The sequence below is a fragment of the Clostridium massiliamazoniense genome (assembly GCF_001403635.1).
In the GTDB taxonomy this organism is placed as follows: Bacteria; Bacillota; Clostridia; order Clostridiales; family Clostridiaceae; genus Sarcina; species Sarcina massiliamazoniense.
Genome location: NZ_LN879467.1, coordinates 180,977 through 205,028, shown reverse-complemented (window position 1 = coordinate 205,028; position 24,052 = coordinate 180,977). Strand labels below are relative to the sequence as shown.

The window sequence follows — 24,052 nt, the reverse complement described above, 5'->3', positions numbered from 1 at the left end:
ATATGAATATATTAAAAGTTCTTTATTTAGATAATATAAATAGAATGATAACAAAAAGAAGAAAATATTTTGCATTAATACTGTTTGCACCTATTATAATGTTAGTTATTTTTTCTTATGTCTTTAGTTCAGGTTCATCATCTCTTATAAAAGTAGGAGTGATCAATGAAAGTAATAATATTTCTTCTAAAGTTATATTAGATAGCCTAAAGGGAAATAGCTCTATAAGTTTAACTGAAATTAAGTCAAGTGATGTAAATTCAGATTTAAAAGATAAAGTTGTAGATTTAGTAATAACTATACCCAACAATATTCAACAAAATCTTTTAGACAATAAGAATAGTGGAATAGAAATAAAAACTATTGGAAATAACAGTGATTATAAATCTATAGAGCCTATAATAAATAATACATTAATTAATTTAAGTTATATGGCAAAGGCTTCAAATGGGAATAATGATAAATATGTAGATGCTGTTAGTAATTATCTCAATAAAGGTGTAAATATAAAAGAAAATAATCTTAGTGATGTAAAAAGTAATTATGAAGGTATAAGAGAATTTTTAGGAATTTTAATATTTTTTATATTCTCTATGGCAATAGGAGGAACTAAAATAATAGGTGATGCAAGAAAGAACAATGTGTATTCTAGAGTATTTATGGCTCCAGTTAGTAAGTGGCAATATTTCTTTGCAAATATATTAAGCAGTCTTACTGTTTTAGCTATTCAAGTAGCTATATCCCTTATTGTAATAAAATATTGTGTGAAGATTAACTTAGGCATATCTATAATAGATTTAGCTATAGTGCTACTTTCAATAGGAGCATTTGCAATATCATTAGAATTAATTTCAATGTTATTAAGTAAGGATGATTCAGCAATGCTTAGTAATATAATAGTTTGGTTATTAACAATGCTAGGAGGATTATTTGTACCTATAGAATTATTTCCTAATTCTATAAATGAGATATCTATGTTTCTTCCAACTAGATGGGCAATGCAATATATTTATAATTTACAACAGGGAGATCCTTTTAGTAGTGTCTTTAAATATATAATTCTAATATTAATAAGTTCATTCTTATTATTTATAGGAGCAGCAGTGATTGCTTTAAGAGAAAATATTACATTTAGAGATATTTAAAAGTAGGAAGAATTAAATTAAATTTTAAAGTTGAGTTGTTTTTAATTCTTAAAGAAGGTCATATAGTTAGATAAAAGTAGGAGAATATATCTGTATTTGATATATCCTCCTTTTTTATATGATGACTAATGTCTGTAAAGCTCCATTTTATTAGTTAATAATAAAAATATATTAATATATAATCGTTTTCACAAAGTTCAAAAAGAAATTAAGCTACATTAAGTTCAGTAATCCTAATTTTAATGTAATTAAGTTCAAAGAGATATCCTTTTACATAAATATCACTAGCTTTGTTAGTATTTAAGTTTCTAAACTTTTCCTCTTCAATATTTATTGCTTCAAGGAGTTCATTTAAATTATTTTTATAATTCATTAATTCTTTTACTTTTTCTATTGCACATAGAGAACCATTGTTAAGGCATTCTCCGTAGTAATATCTTTCGTCTAATTCCTTTAATAATAAGTCCATAAAAGGCACCTCCATAAGATTTATAATATTATAATATATATATTCTATGAAAATGTTTAAATTCCTTTATTAAATAGAAATAAATATATATTTTCCTATTTTATAGTAAAAGTTAAAAAAGAATAAGAAAAGTATATTATTAAATTAAATAACTTTTAAAAAGAAAAGTTCATAAGAAATTTAAAGAGGCTGTATTAAAAATGCATTTTTTCATCTGCCGAGATAGCTAGATAAAAGAAAGAAAGGATGTATCTGTAATTTGATACATCCTCTAAAATATTTAATTATCTCTTATTTTTGTTATTTTTTCATAAGCTTGGTTTAATAATTTTTCATTAGCCTTTGTTCCAGCTAAGTAAGTTAGTAGAATTGTAAGTATTGCTATCATATAAGAAATTATAGTGGTATCACTAAGCTTTAATGTAAGTCCTATCATGCCATAAGCAAAAAATATTAATGAAATTTTACCGTATATTCTTGAAATGAGACTAAATTTACTATATAAATGACTTTTTTCATCATCGTCATAACTTTTCATAGCACAGATATAATGAGATCTATTGGTAAAAAGATATAATACTAAAGAAAAAAGAGCTATTGTAAAATCTAAATTTCTCATTAAAATCCTCCTAAAAATTATAATCATTAAATTAATTATATTACTTAATTGTTATAAAGATATAAATAGGAATTTAATAAATTATAAAATTAAATATTGTAGTAAAAAATTGGTGTATAATGAATAAAAGAGTAAAAGAATCTTTAAATGGATTAAAGAAAAGAATGTTTTTACAATAAAATTATGAAAAAGTATATAGTTTTAGAAAAATAATCATGTCATATTAGAGTTTCTTAAAACTATTATTGCAGATGATTAGTGATTAGAATATTACTATTTTGGGATGGAGAGATGATTAACTTTGATAAATTTTAAAAATGTAGATAAGGATTTATTTTTTAAAGTGCCTAAAAGTTTTAATAAATATAGTGATAAGAAATTTTTAAAATATGCTGTTGGAGCAAATCTTTATATGAATGGATTAATGGATATTTACAGTAAAGTAAAAGATGGGTTTCTTGGGAATTGCACAACAGTAACAGTATGTTTTGAAGATGCTATAAATGAAGATGATGTATTAGAGGCAGAATATGAATTTATAAATAATTTACATAAGATTTCTCTCCAATTAAAAAGTGGAGAGTTAAAGTATGAGGATATACCATTAATTTTTATAAGGGTTAGAAATGTAAATCAATTTAAGAGTATTACTTCAAAAATGAAGAAAGCTACGGCTAATTTAATAACAGGTTTTGTATTTCCTAAATTTACAGTGGAAAATGGAGAAGAATATATAGGGCAAACAATAAGTACAACTCAGAGATTAGATGAAAAGTTTTATATAATGCCTATATTGGAAAGTGAAAATATAATTTACAAAGAAAGTAGAATGAAGGTTTTACTTGAAATTAAGGAGTTGTTAGATAAATATAAAGATATTGTCCTTAATGTGAGAGTAGGTGGAACAGATTTTTCTTCTAAGTTTGGATTAAGAAGGTCGGTTAATTCAACTATATATGACATAAAAGTAGTATCAGATTGCCTTATAGATATAATAAATATATTTGTAAGGGCTCATGAGGGATATGTTCTTTCTGGACCTGTATGGGAATATTTTTCTGACAATCCTAACTCTAAAGAGGTAATAGGATTGAAAAAAGAAGTAAAAATGGATATAGAAAATGGTTTTATAGGAAAAACAGTAATACACCCATATCAGGTTGACTATGTTAATTTAAGTTATATAGTAAGTTATGAAGATTATAAGGATGCTATTTATATATTAAAAAGTAAAACTGGAGGGGGAGTATTTAAGGGCCATGGAGATAATAAAATGAATGAAATATCACCACATCTAAATTGGGCTAAGAAGATTGTAGAAAGAGCAGAAGTTTTTGGGGTGATGAAAGAGAACTTCGAAGAGAATAAAGAATTATTAAATATTGGACCTAAGGAAGTTTTGAGTTAATTAGAGGGAGGACTTATGAAAATCACTATAGAGAACGATGTTTATGGATTGGATATTAAAGACTTAGTAGTTATGGCAAGTAGAGCAAATAATAAAAAGAGGAATTTTCTTTTTGTTAGTAAAGTTTTAGGAAAGCATATAGAGGTAAAGCCAGATATATGTAGAGTAGCAGGGTATTTACTTGTTTCAAGGTTATATGGAAAAAATAATAGTACTAAAAAGTATATAGATTTAATAAAAGGGGACAATGTCTTAATAAAAGAGGACTTTTATGATATTTATAAAAATTCTAATAAAGATATAGTAATTGGCTTTGCAGAAACAGCAACAGGCTTAGGGATGGCAGTTGCTTCAGCAATAGAAAATTCTTATTATATTACAACAACGAGAGAGGACATAACAGAACTTAAGTCAATTTTAAAATTTGAAGAAGAACATTCTCATGCTACTACTCATAAGTGCTTTTTAGGTGATTTGGATAAGCTTAAAAATGCTAATAGAATTATTTTAGTGGATGATGAAATAACTACGGGAAAGTCAATGTTAAATATAATAAGAGAGTTAAAAGCTATATCAGATGTAAAAGAATATATTATTTTAAGTTTATTAGATTGGAGAAATTCTGACTATAAAGAGTTATGTGAAAAGTTTATGAAAGAAGAAAATATTAAAATAAATGTATTATCATTGATTTCTGGTACTATTGAAAGTAATAATAAGGAAGTTTTTAAGGATAGTGATGGTTGTGCAATTAGACAGAGTTTAGATGTAGTAAATTTAAATAAGCTAGAGCGTTGTAATTATAAAATTATAAATGGTGTTAAGTCATATATAAGAAGTACTGGAAGATTTGGAGTTAGTCATGAGGAAATAAGAAATATAGAACATAGGGCTAAGGACATTGCTAGAGCTATTGAAGAAGAAGTTGGTATTTCATCTAAAACCTTAGTATTAGGGCATGGAGAAAACATATATATACCATCAAGAGTGGCTGCTTGTTTAAAGGGAGATGTTTATTTTAAATCTACTACAAGAAGTCCAATTTATTGTAAAGACATAGAAGGATATCCTATAAGGGAAAAGCATTGTTTTGATTTTGAAGGTGTTAAATATTATTTTTATAACAAGAGTTATTGTGAAAGCAATTATGATAGGGTAATTTTATTAACTGAAGATGATATAAATTTAAAGCTTACAAATAATTTAGTCATATTCAAATTATAATTTAGAGATGATTTATGGGAGATGATTAGATGAACTTAGTTAAAGGAAGTTATAAAGATGATTGTATTTTTCTTTTAAAGGATTTAACAGGAGTATTAAAAGAAATAACTATAGAGGAAAAGGAAGAGCTTATAGGAAAGGGAATAAGTTATTCTAATTTTATTTCAAAGGAAAGTAGTCCAAGTGATGAGTTAAAATCTTTATTTTTAAAACTTTTAGAAAGTGAAAAGTCAAATATAGCTAGATATATAGGGAGAGTTTCAGAAAGTATATATAAGAAAAAAGGTAATGACCTAGTTTTAGTATCACTTGCTAGAGCTGGAACACCTTATGGAATACTTATAAGCAAGTATTTAAAATATAAATATGATATTAATATAAAACATTACAGTGTTTCCATAATAAGAGGAAAGGGAATAGATTTTAACGCAATAAAGTACATTTTAGAAAGAGAGAAAGATGGAAATATACAATTTGTAGATGGATGGACTGGAAAAGGTTCCATAATAAATGAATTAGAAAAGTCTATAAATGAGTTTAATATTATAAATAAAAGTAAAGTAGATTCATCTTTAGCAGTTATAGCAGATCCTGCTAAATTATGTCCTATTTATGGAACAAGGAAGGATATCTCTGTTCCAAATTCAATTTTAAATTCTACTGTAAGTGGTCTTATTAGTAGAACTATATTAAATAAAGAGTTTATTATGGAAGAGGATTTCCATGGTGCTATAAATATTAATTACTTAGAAAAAGAGGACTTTTCACAAATATATGTGGATGCCATAGTAGAAGAGTTTAAAAATATTACTATAAATGAGAAGGGTAAAATGGAAGAAATTGATAAAAACTATTCTAAGGATGTAGTTAATAAAGTAAAGGACCTTTATGGAGTTAAGAATATAAATAACATAAAGTTAAGTATAGGTGAAGCATCTAGAGTTTTATTAAGAAGAAAACCAAAGCTATTGCTTATTAAGGATTATGAGGATAAGAACCTACAGCAATTAATAATATTAGCTAAGGAAAGAAACATTAAGATAGACAAGCTTCAATTTAGTGATTATAAGGCAGTAGCAATAATAGAGGAGAAGGAGTAATGGAAAAGGAATTATATTTCATAACAGATTTAGATAGAACTTTAATACATTCAAAGAATAAAGGGTATAAATGTGTAGAGAGTATTGGAGAAAAGGAAATAACTTATATGACTGAAAAAAGTTATAGTGATTTTCTAAATCTTTTAGAACTTGAACATTTTAAGTTTATTCCTTGTACCATGAGAAACATAAATCAAACTCTAAGGGTTGATTTTATTAGAGAATATAATCCTAAAATAATTATATGTAGTAATGGAGCACAAATATATGTAGATGGAGAATTAGATAATTCTTGGGAAGAGGAAATGAGGAAGATAAAAAGTAATGAAGAGGTGCAAAAAGAAATTGTTTATATAGAATCTTTAAATTTAACTTATGGAGAAATAAGAAACATAGAGGGCTTTTATGTGACAATAAAATGCGATTCAGAAGAAGAAGCAAAAACAAATTATTTAAAGCTTGTTGATAAATTTCATAGGAAAATCAAAGTAATTCATATAGGAGTAAAAATATTTATAATAGATGAAAGAATAAATAAAATTAATGCAGTGGATTATATTATTGAAAAATATGACATAAAAAAACTTTTTACAGCGGGAGATAGTGAGGTTGATAGAGAATTTACTAAGAGGGGAATATCTATAATTCCAAAACATAGTAGCTTTAAACATGAAAATTCTTATATTACAGAAAAAGAAGGAATTTTTTCAACAGAAGATATAATTAGCTACTTAAGAAAATTCTGTTAAAAAGAATTTAACAAATATTAAAGTAAAAATATACTCTAAAAATGTTATAATATAAGGAATACAAGGGATTTAATTAGCTTAGTATTTATAAAATAGAGACTTAATTCAAATAGAGTTTTAACTTTAATTGAATTTTAGTGGAAGTTTATCTAGGGGCTTGTGCTTATTTTAACTTTGCAGAAAATTATAGGAGCCATTAGATAAATAAATGAGAGGGAGGGAATGATTTGGAACTTATAAATATAGCTCACTCTATGTTTAGAAAGAATTTTGAAAGGGAAAATAATTTTTCAGAAATAAAACCCTATTTTTATAGATTTATAGGAGTTAAAAATCCAAATAATTATAATGATGTTTTAAAAACTTTAGAAAATAAATGTTTAGAAAATAAGGAAGTTTCACTTGTCTTTGATAATGAATTAGAGCTTAAAGGTGAAATGGAGCTTATACAATACATTTATAATGAACTAGGAAATATGAACATATTCAATCTCTCTAAAGAAGATATAACCATATTAGATAATCAAGAAGCTAATATGAAGTTTTTAAGTGCATTAGAATATGTGGTCAATTTAGCTATAGCTAATGAAAATTTCTTTAATGATAGTGTAAGAAATAATTTTATAACCAAACTTATTGTGTGGGGATATAGTTATTTAAAAAGTATAAAATATGATAGTGATTACATTCCGAAATGTATATACTATGGGAATATAGAAAAACATGCCATATATTTTCTTTTATTGCTTTATAAAATGGGATTTGATGTTATTTATATAAATCCACTTAAGGAAGAATTTTTCCAAGATATAGATAAGGATAAGCTTAGTATTTGTGAAAAGTATATGGGGATACTAAGTATAGATAGCTTCAAGGAGAGAACGGCTCAAGGAAAAGTAATAGAGAATGTTGAGAGTATAACAAAACAGATAGAAAGAGAGATAAGAACAGAACTATTTACTGGAACTGGTATGTTTATGCCATGGCAATTTAGATCAGGATATACTAAAAGCATTCTTATAGATGGAATTGTTGAAGATATAAAAAGTTATTGGAATGAACCAGCAAAAGTTAGACAAGGATTCAAGGTAGAGGGAGATACAGTAAGTGTACCTTGCTTTTTTTATAAAATAGATGGACAATATAAGGACATAGTAGAATATCAAAAATTAGTTTTATTATGTACAAAATCAGAAAATACTTTATTCTTTAATACAGGAGCTATTTCAGATGAAGGAAGAGTAAATGATGATATGTATCAACTTATGTTTTGTCAGCTTAGTGACGGTAGTTTTGATATAGAAGAAATTAAAAAAATGCCTAGTTACAGATTTACTAAGTATAGTGAAGAGGTTCAAAATTTACTTTTAAATAAATTTAATGAAACTGTTACTAGAAAAGATATATTTGCTAGAGAGTTAAGTAAGGAAGAAAAACTAAAGCTTTTAGTTTTAATACTTTCTATGAATGAACAAATAGTTAGGTTAGTTGATAATTTTGATTTTACTTCATCCATACCTAAGATAAGTATTTATCTTAATAATGAAGAAGGAATAAGTAATTCAATGCTTATGTTATTAGGTTATCTTCATACTATAGGAATTGATATTGTTATATTTAATCCATCAGGATTACTTAATATAGATAATGTATTAAATTCTAGTATTGTAAGTAAGGTTAGATTAGAAAACATGAGTTATGACTCACATTATAAAAAGATATTAATTTCCAAACAAGGATTCTTTTCAAGGATTCTAAATAAGTAAATTTTAGGAGGACTTTTTTATGAATAATAATGAAGAATTAAACATGAATAAAGCTATAGATGTAGAATTTGAAGGCGAAAATCCAAATGGAAGAACTAGTGAAATAAATCAAAATATGAATAATGGTTTTAATATGAATAACTCAATGGGAAACCAAGGAAATTACATGAATAATCAATATGGTCAACATATGAACAATCCATATGGGCAACAAATCAATGGGCACTATGATCAACAAATGAATAATCAGTATGGACAACATATGAATAATGGTTATGGTGATACATCAATGAATATGGGCTATGGAAATCAAGGGCAAAATATGAATATGGGTTCATATAACCAAGGATATAATGGACAACAAAACCAAAACATGGGGAATTATGGACAAGGCATGAATTTTCAACAAGGTCAACCTATGGGACAACAAAATATGAATTATCAAAACCAAGGAATGGGTTATCAAAATCAAGGACAAATGCAATATCAAAATAACATGAACCAAGGTTATGGAAATGGACAAATGAATATGGGATATCAAAATATGAATCCTATGGATAATTCTATGGCTCAAGGGATGAATATGAATTTTAATGGTCAAGCTCCTATGAATATAGAGGGTAATGCAATGCCTTCTGTTGATGCAGAAATAAATGAATATAAACAAAGATTAAGAGGAATGAAAGAAGTTCAAGCTTTAACTAGTGAAGTTGACATACAAAATACAAACTCAATTATAAATTTTGGACAACAAGCAAGTGATAATATATCTAAAATATCAGATGAGCTTTTAAATTCTATGAAATCAGTAAAAGCAGAAGAAGCAAGTGAGATGCTTAATAATCTTACAAAAATAATGGATAAATTTGATGTTAAAGAGCTTGAAAATGCAAAACCTGATTCAATGTTTTCAAAGATGTTCAAAAGTGTTGGTAATACTGTAGCTAAGTTATTCCAAAAATATGACACTATGGGTTATGAGGTTCAAAAAGTATATGTTCTTCTTAAAAAGTATGAGAGTGATATAAGAGAAGCCAATTCACATTTAAAAAGATTATATGATGGAAATTTAGAATTTTATAGACAATTAGAAAAATATATTGTGGCTGGAGAAATGGCTATAGAAGAAATAGACAATTATTTAAATCAAATACCATATGATAATTCATTAAACCAAGAAGAGAAGCAAATGCTTATTCAAAAATTAGAAGTAAGTAAGGATATGATGGCACAGAGGGTTTATGACTTACAAATAGCAGAAAATGTTGCTATACAAGCAGCACCAATGATTCAAACAATTCAAATGTCAAACTTCAATTTAATGAGAAAAATAAATTCATCATTTATAGTGACATTACCTATATTTAAACAATGCTTAGCACAAGCTGTAATATTAAAGAGACAAGAAATTCAAGCAAAATCAATGAAGCAACTTGATGATAAGACTAATGAATTAATTATGAGAAATGCAGCTAATACTGCTAGACAATCAGTTGAAATTGCTAAGCTATCTTCAGGAAGCTCAGTATCTATAGAAACTTTACAAAAATCCTTTGAAACTATAATGAAAGGAATAGAAGATACTAAAGCAATTCAAGAAACAAATAGACAACAAAGAAAAGAAAATTCTTATAAACTTGAAACTATAAAGGCTGACATGAAAAAACATATATCTGGGGTTTAAAAATTAATTTTTGTAAATATGATTATAATTATCTTAAAAAGAGTTTATTTTTACCTTTAATAGAGTTATAATATAAACAATTAATTAAATATATTCTGAGGAGGAGTTAATATGGGTATCAATTTAGGTGGAATTACAGGATTAGGTGGAAATAATGTAAATGCATTAAATCTTAAAAAGAATGATGTTTTAAATTTAACTAAAAAAATCCAGGACTTACAGAAGTAATACTTGGTGCTGGATGGGATGTTGCCAATAATGGATTCGACTTTGACCTTGACATAGCAGCATTTTTGTTAAATGAAAATGGCAAGGTAGCTCATATTCCAGATGATGTAATATTTTTTAACAATATGAAAGGGCAAGGAATAGAACTTTTAGGAGATAATAGAACAGGCGCTGGCGAAGGTGATGACGAAAGAATAAAGATGGATTTAACACAAATAAGAAGTGATATTCAAAAAATAGTATTTGTTATTACAATTCATGAAGCACAAAGTAAAAGACAAACTTTTGGAATGGTTGAAAATTCATTTATAAGATTATTAGATTCAAAAAATAATGAAAAAGAAGTTTGTAAATTTAACTTAAAGGAAAATAGCTCAACTGCAACATCAGTTATATTTGCTGAAATATATAGAGACGGAATGGAATGGCAATTTAAAGCTATTGGAGAAGGTAGAATAGCTGATCTTAATGGAATACTTTCATTATATATGTAGCATTAATTAATAATTAAAGGTGAAGAGGATAAACTCTTCACAACATTATATATTTAATTTTTTATATCGGTGAATGAAAGAGGAGTGTTTTATATGTTAAATCTTCAAAAAAATGATGTGCTTGACTTAACAAAAAAGAATCCAGGACTTAAAAATGTGGTTCTTGCAGTTGGTTGGGATGTTGTTAAAAAAGGTTTTTTTAGTTTTCAAGAGGACTATGATTTAGATTTAGTAGCATTGTTACTTGATAAGGATGGAAGAGTAAGTGGAAAAAATTCCTTAATTTATTTTGGTAATCAAAGAGGAACTGGTATTTTCCTTCATGGTGATAATAGAACTGGTGAGGGAGATGGAGATGATGAAAAGATTTCTGTATCTTTAGATAGAATTCCTTCAAGTTGTGAAAAAATAGTTTTTGCAGTTACTATTTATCAAGCTGATAGAAGAAAACAAAGTTTCTCAAAGGTTAAAAATGCTTATGTAAGACTTCTAGATGAGGATTCTAGAAATTCAGAGTTATGTAGATATAATCTTACTGATGATGGTGGAGACAATACAGCTATTGTATTTGCAGAATTAAGCAGAGATAATGATGACTGGAAGTTTAAAGCCGTTGGAGAGCTAATGAAAGCAAGTGTATCAACTTTATTTGAAAGATATAAATAAGAGGAGTGTTTTTTATGGCGATTAATTTAGGTGGGAATTTTGGAAATCTAGGAAGTAATCTTGGGAATTCAAGGAATAATACCAATAATATTTCAAATGGTGGTATTACTTTAAATCTTCAAAAAAATGATATATTAGATTTAACAAAGAGAAATCCAGGACTTAAAAAGGTTGTAGTTGGAGCAGGTTGGGATATTGCAACAGGAGGAGCTGATTTTGATGTTGATATAGCAGCTTTCTTACTAGATGTAAATAATAGATTTAATACTGTATCAAATGTTATTTTCTTTAATAATAAGCAAGGCCAAGGTATAGTACTTGGAGCAGATAATAGAACAGGTGCTGGAGATGGTGATGATGAGAGAATAAATATAGACTTATCTCAAATTGACATGAGCATTCAAAAAATAGTATTTGTAGTAACTATTCATAATGCAAAGGAAAAGAGACAAACTTTTGGCATGATAAACAATTCATATGTAAGACTTATGGATGAATTACAAGGTGAAAAAGAATTATGTAGATTTAACTTGAAAGAAAATGGATCAACAGCTACATCAGTTATATTTGCTGAATTATATAGAGAGGGAATGGAATGGCAATTTAAAGCTATTGGTGAAGGTAAAATAGGTGATTTAAATGATATTTTAGCTTTATATCAATAATTAGCTTTAAGTCCTTTGAGGGCTAAATAAGTATTAATAATTATTGATATATTGAGAAATCAGCTAAGAGTTTATATAAACTCAAAGGCTGATTTCTATTATAATCTCTAGTTTTTAATATTTTCATTAGCCCTCTATAGTGCATGAAAAATTAAATAAAGTTAGGGGTAGATATATGTTTAAGTCATTAAATCAAGAGGAAGTAGAAAAGAGCAGAAAAAAGTATGGGGATAATATAATCCATGAAGCTGCACCAGAAACTTTTTGGGATAAATTTAAGGATGCCTTTGGAGATCCTATGATAAAGCTCTTAATTGCAATTGCCATGATTATGGCTGTGATGGCTGCTTTTGGTTATGCTCAAATAGGAGAAATTGTAGGAATAATTATAGCTGTATTATTAGTTACTATTATTTCAGCAAAAACAGAAATAGCTTCAGATAATGAGTATAGAAAGCTAAAGGAAAATGCAGAGAAAGATAAGTGTAAGGTCTATCGAGATGGTAAAGCAATAGAAATTCTTATGGATGAAATTGTAGTAGGAGATCTTGTGATTCTTCAATCTGGTGATAAAATACCAGCAGATGGTTTTTTAGTAGATGGAGGGATTAGTATTGATAACTCTGCCTTAAATGGAGAGGCTGAAGAGTGTAAAAAGCAACCTGTAGTAGATTACTCAGAAGGTGATATTGAAAGAGAAGTTGCAATAACAGGTGAAATTTTTGTGGATAAATCTTCTTTATTTAGAGGGGCAGTAGTTGTTAATGGTTCTGGTCTTATGACAGTAACTAAAGTTGGTATGAAAACAGTTATGGGCTCAATGGCAGAAGATATGGCTGAGGACAATGTTGAAAGTCCACTAAAATTAAAGCTTACAGAACTTGCCGATAAAATATCAAAGTTTGGATATATTGGAGCTATTGTTATTGGCGGATCATTTATGATTCATAAGGTATTACTTGCAGGTGGAGTTTCAGCTTATATGTCTATTGGTGGAATTGAAATGCTAAAAGATGTTTTAAATGCTCTTATGCTTGCAGTAGTTATAGTTGTTATGGCAGTTCCAGAAGGATTACCACTTATGATAGCTATAGTTCTTATGAATAATACATCTAAAATGCTTAAGAGAAATGTTTTAGTTAGAAAACCAATAGGTATAGAAACAGCTGGTTCATTAAATATATTATTTAGTGATAAGACAGGTACTATAACTAAGGGGAAACTTGAAGTTGTAGAATTCTTTGATGGTGAAATAGAAGATTCTTATAAAACCAGCGAAGAAATAAAAGAAGTAATTTCATTATGTATAGGAAAAAATACAGATGCAATGTTTGATGCTAAGGGTGAGGTTATTGGAGGAAATGCTACTGATAAAGCACTTCTTAATTTCTTAACAGAAGCACAAGTAAACAAGTATAAACATATTGAGGTTGATAAATTCCAACAATTTAATTCAACTAATAAATATTCAGCTTCTGAAATGCATGGTAAAACATTCTATAAGGGAGCTCCAGAAAGATTATTATTAAAGGCTACTAAGTATTTAAATACTAAGGGTGAAGTCGTTGAAATTGATAAAGAAAAAATAAATGCAAAAATAGATGCTTTAGCAGTAAAGGCTATGAGAGTTTTAGCTTTTGCTTATAGTGAAAGTAATTTAGTAGAGAATACATTACCAGATGATTTAGTAATCGTAGGTTTTGTTGGTATAAGAGATGATGTAAGACCAGAAGCTAAAATGGCTATAGAAGAAGTACAAAATGCTGGTATTCAAGTTGTTATGATAACAGGAGATAGAAAAGAAACAGCTGTGGCTATTGCCAAGGATTGTGGGCTTATAAAGAGAGATACAGATGTAGCTCTTACATCAGAGGAGCTTAATAAGCTTTCAGATGATGAAGTTAAAAAGTTAATACCAAATTTAAGAGTTATAGCTAGAGCACTTCCAACTGATAAATCAAGAATGGTTAAATTATCACAAGAGTTAAATCTTGTTTGTGGTATGACTGGTGATGGAGTTAATGATGCACCAGCTTTAAAGAGAGCCGATGTTGGTTTTGCAATGGGATCAGGTACTGATGTTGCAAAGGAAGTTGGAGATATAGTTATATTAGATGATAACTTTAAATCTATAGAAAATGCTATTTTATATGGAAGAACAATATATAATAACATTCTTAAGTTTATAAAGTTCCAATTAACTATAAATGTTGCTGCTGTAGCAGTTTCTGCCATAGCACCTTTCTTCGGTATAGAAGAACCTCTTAGCATAACACATATACTTTGGATAAATCTTATAATGGATGGTCTAGGAGCTTTAGCTTTAGGTTCAGAGCCAGCACTTAGAAAGTACATGCAAGAAAAACCAAAGTCAAGAACTCAAAGTATTGTTTCAAAGAAAATGATGGGACAAGTATTATTTGCAGGTGCTTGGGTAACTATATTAAGTTTTGTATTCTTAAAATCACCATATTTCATGAATATGTTTGGAAGTACAGCTAATAAAATGACTGGAGAACAAATGACAGCGTATTTTTCAATATTCGTTTTTGCAGCAGTATTTAATGGATTCAATGTAAGAAGTGAAAGCTTAAATATTTTTGAAAACATCAAAGAGAATATGAAGTTCATAAAAGTAATGGCTATTATAGTAGTTGTACAAATAGTATTAACTTATGTTGGTGGTTCAATATTTAATTGTACACCAATTGCTATAGAACACTGGCCAATTATAATATTATTAGCAGCTACAATAATACCTGTAGATATGCTTAGAAAACTTATGTTTTCAAGTAAAAAAGAACATGAAGAAGTAGTTCAAGAAAAAACTGTAGCATAAATTAAAAGTTGATTAAAGAGGCACTCGTAAGAGTGTCTTTTTTGTTGGAAAGAATTCGTTGAGTTATTTTAGTAAAATAATTTATTAAGGATTTTGTTTTACATGCAAAAAAGAATAAACTAAGATTTAATTCTGATAAAGTTTTAGGCATTGGTTTTGGAGCAGATGATTATATAACAACCTCCTTTTTTAGTTGAATTTACGGTTAGAGTGTAAGCTATACTTAGAAGAAATAAGAAATATTCAATGGAATTTTAAAGAATTTATTAATAAGGTCTATAGTGAGAGAAAATATTATTAAAGCAAAGATAATAGTTTTTATTATAAATAGTTTATTATATTGGACATAGCTATGTTAGGGATGGTTATGATAATACATGGAACTATACACGGGTAAGTTTAAATATTATTCTTATATACTTGTTTTCTGCAATGGTGTATAGTTACAATTAGAAAATTGATGTCAAAAACAAATGGTAATAGTGGCTTTAAGTATTTAATTTATACAGAGTATTGTATCAATAGTTTTACAATTAAACTATTGAAAAATGGAAAAGCGTTAGAAAAGTTAAATTTAAGGTTTATTGAAGAATATAAAAATGAATCAAGGAATGAATTAATTATCAAGTAATTAAAATATATGGGTAAAATAGTTGTAAATCACCATAAGTTAAATAAGTCTTGATGTTATATTTAAGGGTAGATATAATAAAAAGATAATATAAAAATAAGAAAATATCATTGGAGCATATAACTTTCAAGGATATTTTTAAATAATGAAGTTGTAAGAAAATAGTCATTTATTTCGCTGAATTATTTTAGTAAAATAAATTATTAGAGATTTATTATTTTAGATATAAAAGTAATAAATAATTTAACTAAGGAGGAAAAGAAGTTGAAAAGTGACAAGTTAAAGTCACTAGTAGCTATGGCTACTATGGCTGGCGTTATTTCAATGACATCTACAATACATCAAAGTAATAGAGTAAATAAAAAATTATTAATGGCAAAGAAGGTTGCTTCTAAGGATTCAACTAATAATATAAATCCAAATGACTTAAATATAGAAATTAGTAATATTAATATTACTAAAGAATCAGCTGCTGGATTTACTAATAATAGTAATTATATACCAGAAAATAATATTCCTAAAACTACAAATATAGCTACTAGTAATACAGAAGTAGTTTATAAAATAGCAGTATCCTTAAGTAGTAAAACAGGAAAGTTTTATAAGATACCTAAATTGTATTTAACAGCTAATCCTTTTGCACAATACATGGGGAAAAACTCTAATGACCCAAAAGAAAAAGAAGCAGCAGCCAAGTTATTAAAATCTATTAATGTACAATTAAGTGAATTAAAAGATTTAAATACCACTTCTACCTTTGTTATAACAGCTATAGTAGGAGTAGGAAATGCTGATTGGGACGTAAAAGTAAATCCTAATTTTCAAATACATGCAATGGTAGGGAATAAGGAGAAAGTAGTACCTATAAAAGTTCCTGATATATTACTTACAAATCATTATACTGATAATGTATATGCTGGACTTAAAATAACACATTCAGAAAATAACAAACATGAAAGTTATTTAGACATTGACTTAAATAATGGGAATAGTGCTCCAAATAATCCTGGCATATATAATCCAGCCAATTACAAGCCTCAGTCTATAACTTTTAAAATAGATAATCCAGATTCAAAGGATATTGATATAATTCCTTTAAAGGTTCCAGGATTTACTGTAAATCCAGATGGTACTTATACAGTTGATTCTAGGTTAATAGGTCAGGTAAATAGATTATTTAAGGTGGTTACAAAAACCAATGGAGTTCTTAATAAGGAAATTACTGTTGTTCCACTAAATGAAAAATATAATACTAATATAGATTTAAATAAAACAACAACATTTAATTATGATTCAGCATCAGCTACTTTAACTCAAAATGCTATAGGAGATAGTTTTACTATGTCACAAGGGACACAGGCTAGTGGTTGGTATAATATTTATGATACCTTTTCTTCAAAGCTTAGTGCTGGAGTTCCTGGGAAATATAAAATTTATTCTGGTTCCCTACTTTCAGATGGAAATATGGTAGTTATAGATGGAAAGAATCTTATAGCAATTAAAGATCAAACTTATGTTAGCTTAAATAAAAATGCAGAAAATATACTTTTAACAGGAACTCCTAGTGAAAAAGCTGCTATTTTTCAAAGGATAGTTAATGGAGATATGAGCGGAATTGGCCAAGCTTTTTCCTATGATAAAATACTTCAAATGTATAAAAGTGGTGAAGAACTTCCACAAATAAATTTTACCTATAAATCTGAAGAGTATAATGGGAATCCATTAAATATGGTAGGCTATTATCATGAAATACCTATACATGGTGCATGGACTCCTATGATTAATAGAGTTTTTACTCTTGGAATTTTGCAAGGAAATTATAGTAAAGAAGAAAAAGAAAATATGGGACATGCTATTGAAAAAGGGGCTTTATCTAGTGATACTATAATTAAAAATAATGGAGAATTTTCTGGATTTTTATTAAGTCCACCTGATAATATTACTAACCAAGATATATATGATCAAAAGCCAGTAGAAGGACCAGTGGGAAATGGTACTTATTATACTACTGAAAGTAGATATGGTAGCATATCACATGATATATCAAGTGCAATTACATATGCTTATGAAAAAGTCACTACTACCATAGATAGTCCTAAAGGTGCTGGTAATATAGTTCAGAATCATCCAGTAAGTTGGTTAGATAATTCCCATAAGTTCTATTTTTATATATATGGTTATGGCTCAGGAATTACAGAACAATATACTAAAAATACAGTTTTAAATGTTAATATGGATGCTCCTTTTGTTTTAACTTCACCAGTGACTATAAATGGAGTAACAGTTCCAAAGGAAGATTATAAAATAGAGGGAAATAGGATATTAATAAGATTTCCTCAAAGATTTAATATGAGTCCTCAACCAAGAGTTGAATTTGAAGCTCATTATATTACATTTGGACCACAAACAATAACTGTTTCAGCTCACTTAGAAGGTAAAATGGGACATCAAGGAATAGTTTATAATTATAATAATAATCCGAATTCAAGTGAGCTTGAGGGAGGAGCTACTAGTCAAATAGTATTATTTAATAGCCAAGTTTTAACTGGAGAAACTTCAAATGAATGTATGCATTACTCTAATGGAGTAGATTCTAGTGGTAATGTAACTCTTACGGATGTCATTCATAATGGAAAATATGAAACTAAAAAATATTTTGTTGTTGGTCAAATCCCAACAGTAGGTTCAAATAATTTACCGGGTAATGAAGGAGCAACAAGCGTTGGAGGGCTTGGAAGTGAACTTTTATCATTAGATACAAGTGGTGCACCAACATGGGTATTACCTAAATCAGCATTAAATTCTGTTAATCAAGATATACTGGATAATACAAATGCACTTGATTTAAAGGGAAAACTTAAATATATTGAAAGTCCAGGAAGTGGATGGGTTAGATATATACCGGGAAAAACAAATTTATCAAGGATGGTTGCTTATTTTGTTGCTCCTACAATAGAACCTGGAAAAGATTTTTATATAAATTATAATGTTCATTTGACAGGAATAAATAGAAATACTTATCAAATAGTTAATTCAGCTTTTAAGTATTATACTCCTGATAGTAATTTAGGCTCAACAAGTAATATTGTTAATTTAACTCCACCGGGAGAAAATTTATCATATGATTGGATTTCGAAAGTAGTTGATTTAAATGGACAAGCAATATCAAGTGGTGCTTTAAGTAATATTATTAATTATAATGGTGAAAAGATTTCCTTAAATAATCTTATAGGTCATGGTCCAGATAATGATGGTAAATCTGATTTAACACCAAAAGAATTGCAAGAAAAAATTAATTTAGCAACTAATAAAGAAGCTATGAAAGAACTAGGCTATAAGTTAGATGGTATTTATGTTAATGGACAAAAAGTATCTAAAGAGTGGTTTAATACTGTAGGAATACTAAATAATAGTACTTTGACTCATATTAAGTTTGTAATATCAAAAATTTCAACAGATACTGTAAAAGTTATGGAACATTCAACAGATAGTAATGGTAAGGAAGTAACAACTCAAGTAGGTAAAACAACTACAGTTACAGGAGTTGAAGGAGCAAACACAAGACTTAATACTCCAAAAATACCAGAAGGCTATCATATAGTAAATATTACGGACAACGGTAAAGTAATAACTAATGGAGTACCAAGTAAATTTACAGGAAATGATCAAAATATTGTTTATAACATTGCTAAAACTCCAACTACTACAGTAGAAGAGCATTATGAAAATGGTACTAATGTTGTTCCAAGTAAGATAACAGCAAATCTTCAAGGAACAAAGGTAAATACAGGGTTACCAGAGTTACCAAAGGGATATCAAGTTACTAAAGTAACTGTAAATGGAAAAGAAGTACCACAAAATGAGGTACCAATAATACAAGGAAAAGACAATCAAACAATTGTTTATACTATAGGAAAGCAACCTACAGATACAGTTAAAGTAGAAGAATTTATTCCAGGAAGTAGCACTCCTAAGGTTATAAGTAGTAAATCAGTTACAGGAAACACTGGTGATAAAACAGGATTAAACACTCCAGAAATACCAAAAGGTTATCATATAGTAAGTATAACTAATGGAAATGGAGATAAAGTTACAGGTGTACCTGATACATTTGGAAACAGTGATAATACAACTGTTTATAAAATAGCTAAAAATGTTACTGATAAGGTATATGTTGATGTAAAAACAACAACAGGAAATATATTAACTCCTAGTCATGTAGTTTCAAGTGGAGCACCGGGAAGTGATACTAATGTTAATATGCCTGAAATACCAAAGGATTATCATATAGTAAAAGTAACAGTTAATAACCAAGTTATAACTCCAAATGCAAATGGATTATATAACTTACCAAAGACTTTTTCAGATAATAAAAATGTAGAGAAAGATGATAAGATAGAAGTTATTGTTGCTAAAAATCCAACAACAACTGTAGAAGAGCATTATGAAAATGGTACAAATGTTGTTCCAAATAAGACAACAACAAATCTTCAAGGAGCAAAGGTAAGCACAGGATTACCAGAACTTCCAAGTGGTTATAAAGTAATTAAAGTAACTGTAAATGGAAAAGAAGTACCACAAAATGAGGTACCAACAACGCAAAGCAAAGATAATCAAACAATTGTTTATACAATTGGTAAAGTTTCAACAGATACTGTAAAAGTTATGGAACATTCAACAGATAGCAATGGTAAGGAAGTAATAACTCAAGTAGGTAAAACTACTACAGCTACAGGAGTTGAAGGAACAGATACAGGATTTAAAACTCCCAAAATACCAGAAGGTTATCATATAGTAAATATTACAGACAACGGTAAAGTAATAACTACTGGAGTACCAAGTAAATTTACAGGAAATGATCAAAATATTGTTTATAACATTGCTAAAAATCCAACTACTACAGTAGAAGAACATTATGAAAATGGTACTAATGTTGTTCCAAGTAAGACAACAACAAATCTTCAAGGAGCAAAGGTAAATACAGGATTACCAGAATTACCAAAAGGATATCAAGTTACTAAAATAACTGTAAATGGAAAGGAAGTACCACAAGGTGAAGTACCAACTACACAAGGGAAAGACAATCAAACAATTGTTTATACAATAGGTAAACAACCTACAGATACAGTTAAAGTAGTATATGAAAATGGTAAACCAGCAGAGCCTTCAGTATCAGTTACAGGAAATACAGGAAGTAAAACTGGATTAAATGTACCCAAAATACCAGAAGGATATCATATAGTTAACGTAACTAATACTACTAAAGGGGTGGATGGTGTACCAAAAGCTTTTGGTAACACAGATAATACAACTACTTATACAATAGCTAAGAATGTAAAAGACAAAACTTATGCAAAAGTAGTAACAGATATCAATGGAAAAGTTGTTACATTAGTTCCTTCAAAGGAAGTAGGAAGTGGAAAACCTGATTCAAAAGAGGATGTAATAACTCCTAATGTTCCAGAAGGATATAAAATAGTTAAGGTAACAATTAATGGTAAAGAAGTTACACCTAATAAAGATGGTAAATATGAAGTAACTTATAATAGTGATACGAATAAAGAAAGTGACAATAACATTGTCATAACTGTAAAACATGTTCCTGTACAGGATACAGTGAAAGTTGTAGAAGGGAATAAAACTATATCAACTACAACTACTAAACCTGGTATGCCTGGTGAGGATAATGGTATAACTACTCCGAATGTTCCAGCAGGTTATCATATAGGAAACATAACTGTAGATGGTAAAATAGTAGATAAAGTTCCAACAACTTATGGTGATAAAGATCAGACTATAGTTTATCATTTAGTTGAAAATCAACCTAATGATATAAAAGCTAAAGTAGTTACAGAAGATGGAAAGACATTAGTAAAAGATACAATAGTTGCTAAAGGTCCAGAAGGTAGTGAAGTAACATGTGATAAAACAGCTATTCCAAATGGATATCATTTAGATAAGGTATTATATAATGGAAAGGTTATATCAACAGTAACTGGAGGTAAGGTAATTTATATGTTACCAGATACAATACCTAGCGATAAGGAAGGTCAACTTACTTATGTAGTATCACCTGATAAATCATCAGCTACAGTAACAGTTACAGATGGAACAAAAATATTCTCAAGTACTACAACAACAGGAAATGTGGGAAGTAAAATAACAGGAGACACTCCAGTAATACCAAAAGGATACAAGATAATAAATATAACTGTTAACGGACAGACAATTTCAAAAAAAGATTTACCTAAGGTATATGGAAATATTCCAAGCAAAATAGTGTATCACATAACTAAGATACCTACAGGAGAAGTAAAACAAGAAGTAGTAACAACAAAAGGTACAATTATAGAAGAACCTACTGTAGTTGCAAATGGTGAAGTTGGAGCAGATACAAACTTAAAACCTTATACACCTCCAAAAGGATATCATATAGTTAAAGTTATAGTAGACGGAAAGACATTAACAACAAAAGAAGACAAAGATTTAATACACAATTTACCAAGCATAATAACAGATAAGATACAAACTGTTAAATATGTTATAGGAAAAAATGTAGAAAAAAAAGGATCATTAAAATATGAAATAAAGATTAATGGTGCACCATATGGAAGTGGAGAATTACAGGGTATACCTGGAAAAACAGCTAGTTATGATTTACCTCATAATAAGTATTTAAAATTAGAAAGTATAACTGTAAATGGTAAGACAATAACTACTCCAAGTGATGTACAAAACTTTGAGAATTATCATGGAAAATTTGAACCAAATGGAGTTACTATAATTTACAACTATAAAACAGTAATTACACCAAGTGGAAGTAGCACATCAAATACTACAGGAGCTGGAAGCTCTACATCAAGTAGTACAACAAAAACTACAATTGGAGATAATACTGGAAAGGACAAAACATCAACAGGAAAAGATAGAGATAAAACAACATCTGTGAAGCCAGTAACACCAGAACACAAGGATAATACAGCAAAACCTTCAACTGGAGACAATACTGGTAAAGACAAAACATCAGATGTTAAGCCATCAACAGGAAAAGATACAGACAAAACAACACCTGTGAAACCAGTATCACCAGAACATAAGGATAAAACAACTGTAACAGTAAATGTTGTTGGGGGGGCAAAAGAGCCAATAATTAAAGTAATTGGAGATGTAGGAACGCCTATAACAAAAGATACACCAACAATACCAAAAGGTTATAAGGTAAAAAATATAACTGTTAATGGACATACAGTTTCAGAAAAAGATTTGCCAAAGGTATTTGGAAAGAAAGATATTCATATAGTGTATCACATAACTAAGGTGTCAACTGATAAGACACCAGAAGTTAAACCAGTAACACCAGAGCATAAAGATAATATAATAAAACCTTCAACTGGGGATAATACTGGAAAGGATAAAACATCAGATGTTAAGCCATCAACAGGAAAAGATACAGATAAAACAACACCTGTGAAGCCGGTAACACCAGAACACAAGGATAATACAGCAAAACCTTCAACTGGAGACAATACTGGTAAGGACAAAACATCAGATGTTAAGCCATCAACAAGAAAAGATACGGATAAAACAACACCTGTGAAGCCAGTAACACCAGAACATAAGGATAATACAACAAAACCTTCAACTGGAGATAATAATGGTAAGGACAAAACATCAGATGTTAAGCCGTCAACAGGAAAAGATACAGACAAAACAACAGCTGTGAAGCCGGTAACACCAGAACACAAGGATAATACAGCAAGACCTTCAACTGGAGATAATACTGGTAAGGACAAAACACCAGATGTTAAACCATCAACAGGAAAAGATACAAATAAGAAAACTGATGTAAATCATAATGATAATAAAGGAACTACAGGAAATGAGGCTCATACTTCAACAAGTACTCATGCTACTGTAAGTGGAAATGGAGAAGCTCATAGTTCAGCTACAGCACATGCAAGCGCAAATGGTGGAGAAGTTAAAACTTCAGCAACTTCAAATGTAAATCACAATATTCCAGTAGTTAATAATAATGGACAAGGAAATATAGTAACTGGAAACACATCAAGTGCTAGAACAGCAAATAATACTACAAGCACAAATGGAAGCACTGAAACTCCATTTAATAGCTCAAGTGTTAATGACTCAACAGGTTCAACTTATACTGATAACAATTTAGTAAATGGACCTAATGAAGATAACAGTACAGTACAAACTGTATTACCACATACTGGATTAAATATACAAGGTACTGAGCATACAGCAAAAGAAGCTGGAGTAATTGCAGGTATAATGGCAATGATTAGTGGACTATTCTTATTTAGAAGAAAAAAATAGTAAATGACTAAATAGTGAAAGTTGTCAT

The 24,052-nt window shown here is 28.6% G+C and carries 14 protein-coding genes; 12 read left to right on the top strand and 2 right to left on the bottom strand.

Annotated features, from left to right (window positions below):
• Positions 1-2: 2 nt before the first annotated feature.
• A complete protein-coding gene (locus ARA19_RS04890) occupies positions 3-1,145 on the top strand; it encodes an ABC transporter permease (RefSeq protein ID WP_055069847.1) in 1,143 nt (380 codons plus the stop codon).
• 208 nt (positions 1,146-1,353) lie between these two features.
• Here ARA19_RS04890 and ARA19_RS04885 read toward each other — a convergent pair whose 3' ends face one another.
• Together ARA19_RS04885 and ARA19_RS04880 are read right to left on the bottom strand one after the other, a co-directional pair.
• On the bottom strand, positions 1,354-1,614 hold the full coding sequence (locus tag ARA19_RS04885; protein ID WP_055069846.1) for a hypothetical protein: 261 nt from the start codon (positions 1,612-1,614) through the stop codon (positions 1,354-1,356).
• A gap of 280 nt (positions 1,615-1,894) precedes the next feature.
• The gene (locus ARA19_RS04880) at positions 1,895-2,233 is read right to left on the bottom strand and encodes a hypothetical protein (protein ID WP_055069845.1); all 339 of its coding nucleotides are present in this window, start codon (positions 2,231-2,233) and stop codon (positions 1,895-1,897) included.
• Between the two features lie 301 nt (positions 2,234-2,534).
• Between ARA19_RS04880 and ARA19_RS04875 the strand changes: the two genes are divergently transcribed.
• The 11 genes from ARA19_RS04875 to ARA19_RS04825 all read left to right on the top strand — a co-directional run bounded on the left by ARA19_RS04875 (position 2,535) and on the right by ARA19_RS04825 (position 24,024).
• Complete coding sequence (locus ARA19_RS04875) at positions 2,535-3,641, top strand: HpcH/HpaI aldolase/citrate lyase family protein (RefSeq protein WP_055069844.1); 1,107 nt, start codon at positions 2,535-2,537, stop codon at positions 3,639-3,641.
• A 15-nt stretch (positions 3,642-3,656) separates the two neighbouring features.
• Positions 3,657-4,865 carry a phosphoribosyltransferase domain-containing protein gene (locus ARA19_RS04870; RefSeq protein WP_055069843.1) on the top strand — a complete coding sequence of 403 codons (1,209 nt, stop codon included), beginning with the start codon at positions 3,657-3,659 and terminating at the stop codon, positions 4,863-4,865.
• 29 nt (positions 4,866-4,894) lie between these two features.
• Positions 4,895-5,965, top strand: coding sequence for a cysteine protease StiP domain-containing protein (locus tag ARA19_RS04865; protein WP_055069842.1), 1,071 nt, complete (start codon positions 4,895-4,897; stop codon positions 5,963-5,965).
• A complete protein-coding gene (locus ARA19_RS04860; RefSeq protein WP_055069841.1) occupies positions 5,965-6,714 on the top strand; it encodes an HAD family hydrolase in 750 nt (249 codons plus the stop codon). Before ARA19_RS04865 ends, ARA19_RS04860 begins: the two co-directional genes overlap by 1 nt.
• Before the next feature lie 227 nt (positions 6,715-6,941).
• On the top strand, positions 6,942-8,480 hold the full coding sequence (locus tag ARA19_RS04855; protein ID WP_055069840.1) for a YceG family protein: 1,539 nt from the start codon (positions 6,942-6,944) through the stop codon (positions 8,478-8,480).
• Between the two features lie 19 nt (positions 8,481-8,499).
• Positions 8,500-10,164, top strand: a complete 1,665-nt coding sequence (locus ARA19_RS17960) for a toxic anion resistance protein (protein ID WP_055069839.1) — start codon at positions 8,500-8,502, stop codon at positions 10,162-10,164.
• 227 nt (positions 10,165-10,391) lie between these two features.
• Positions 10,392-10,886, top strand: a complete 495-nt coding sequence (locus tag ARA19_RS04845; protein ID WP_242862405.1) for a TerD family protein — start codon at positions 10,392-10,394, stop codon at positions 10,884-10,886.
• A 93-nt stretch (positions 10,887-10,979) separates the two neighbouring features.
• On the top strand, positions 10,980-11,552 hold the full coding sequence (locus ARA19_RS04840; RefSeq protein ID WP_055069838.1) for a TerD family protein: 573 nt from the start codon (positions 10,980-10,982) through the stop codon (positions 11,550-11,552).
• A gap of 14 nt (positions 11,553-11,566) precedes the next feature.
• Positions 11,567-12,217: a TerD family protein gene (locus ARA19_RS04835; protein ID WP_055069837.1), complete on the top strand. Its 651-nt coding sequence runs from the start codon at positions 11,567-11,569 to the stop codon at positions 12,215-12,217.
• Positions 12,218-12,392: 175 nt separating this feature from the next.
• Positions 12,393-15,056: a calcium-translocating P-type ATPase, PMCA-type gene (locus tag ARA19_RS04830; RefSeq protein ID WP_055069836.1), complete on the top strand. Its 2,664-nt coding sequence runs from the start codon at positions 12,393-12,395 to the stop codon at positions 15,054-15,056.
• 895 nt (positions 15,057-15,951) lie between these two features.
• Entirely contained in the window at positions 15,952-24,024 is an 8,073-nt protein-coding gene (locus ARA19_RS04825) for a hypothetical protein (RefSeq protein WP_055069835.1), read from the top strand.
• Positions 24,025-24,052 lie beyond the last annotated feature (28 nt).

Bases quoted from the DNA above. Each gene is read 5' to 3' on its own strand.
- ARA19_RS04890 (WP_055069847.1), top strand. From the start codon at position 3: ATGAATATATTAAAAGTTCTTTATTTAGATAATATAAATAGAATGATA.
- ARA19_RS04885 (WP_055069846.1), bottom strand. From the start codon at position 1,614: ATGGACTTATTATTAAAGGAATTAGACGAAAGATATTACTACGGAGAA.
- ARA19_RS04880 (WP_055069845.1), bottom strand. From the start codon at position 2,233: ATGAGAAATTTAGATTTTACAATAGCTCTTTTTTCTTTAGTATTATAT.
- ARA19_RS04870 (WP_055069843.1), top strand. From the start codon at position 3,657: ATGAAAATCACTATAGAGAACGATGTTTATGGATTGGATATTAAAGAC.
- ARA19_RS04865 (WP_055069842.1), top strand. From the start codon at position 4,895: ATGAACTTAGTTAAAGGAAGTTATAAAGATGATTGTATTTTTCTTTTA.
- ARA19_RS04860 (WP_055069841.1), top strand. From the start codon at position 5,965: ATGGAAAAGGAATTATATTTCATAACAGATTTAGATAGAACTTTAATA.
- ARA19_RS17960 (WP_055069839.1), top strand. From the start codon at position 8,500: ATGAATAATAATGAAGAATTAAACATGAATAAAGCTATAGATGTAGAA.
- ARA19_RS04840 (WP_055069838.1), top strand. From the start codon at position 10,980: ATGTTAAATCTTCAAAAAAATGATGTGCTTGACTTAACAAAAAAGAAT.
- ARA19_RS04835 (WP_055069837.1), top strand. From the start codon at position 11,567: ATGGCGATTAATTTAGGTGGGAATTTTGGAAATCTAGGAAGTAATCTT.
- ARA19_RS04830 (WP_055069836.1), top strand. From the start codon at position 12,393: ATGTTTAAGTCATTAAATCAAGAGGAAGTAGAAAAGAGCAGAAAAAAG.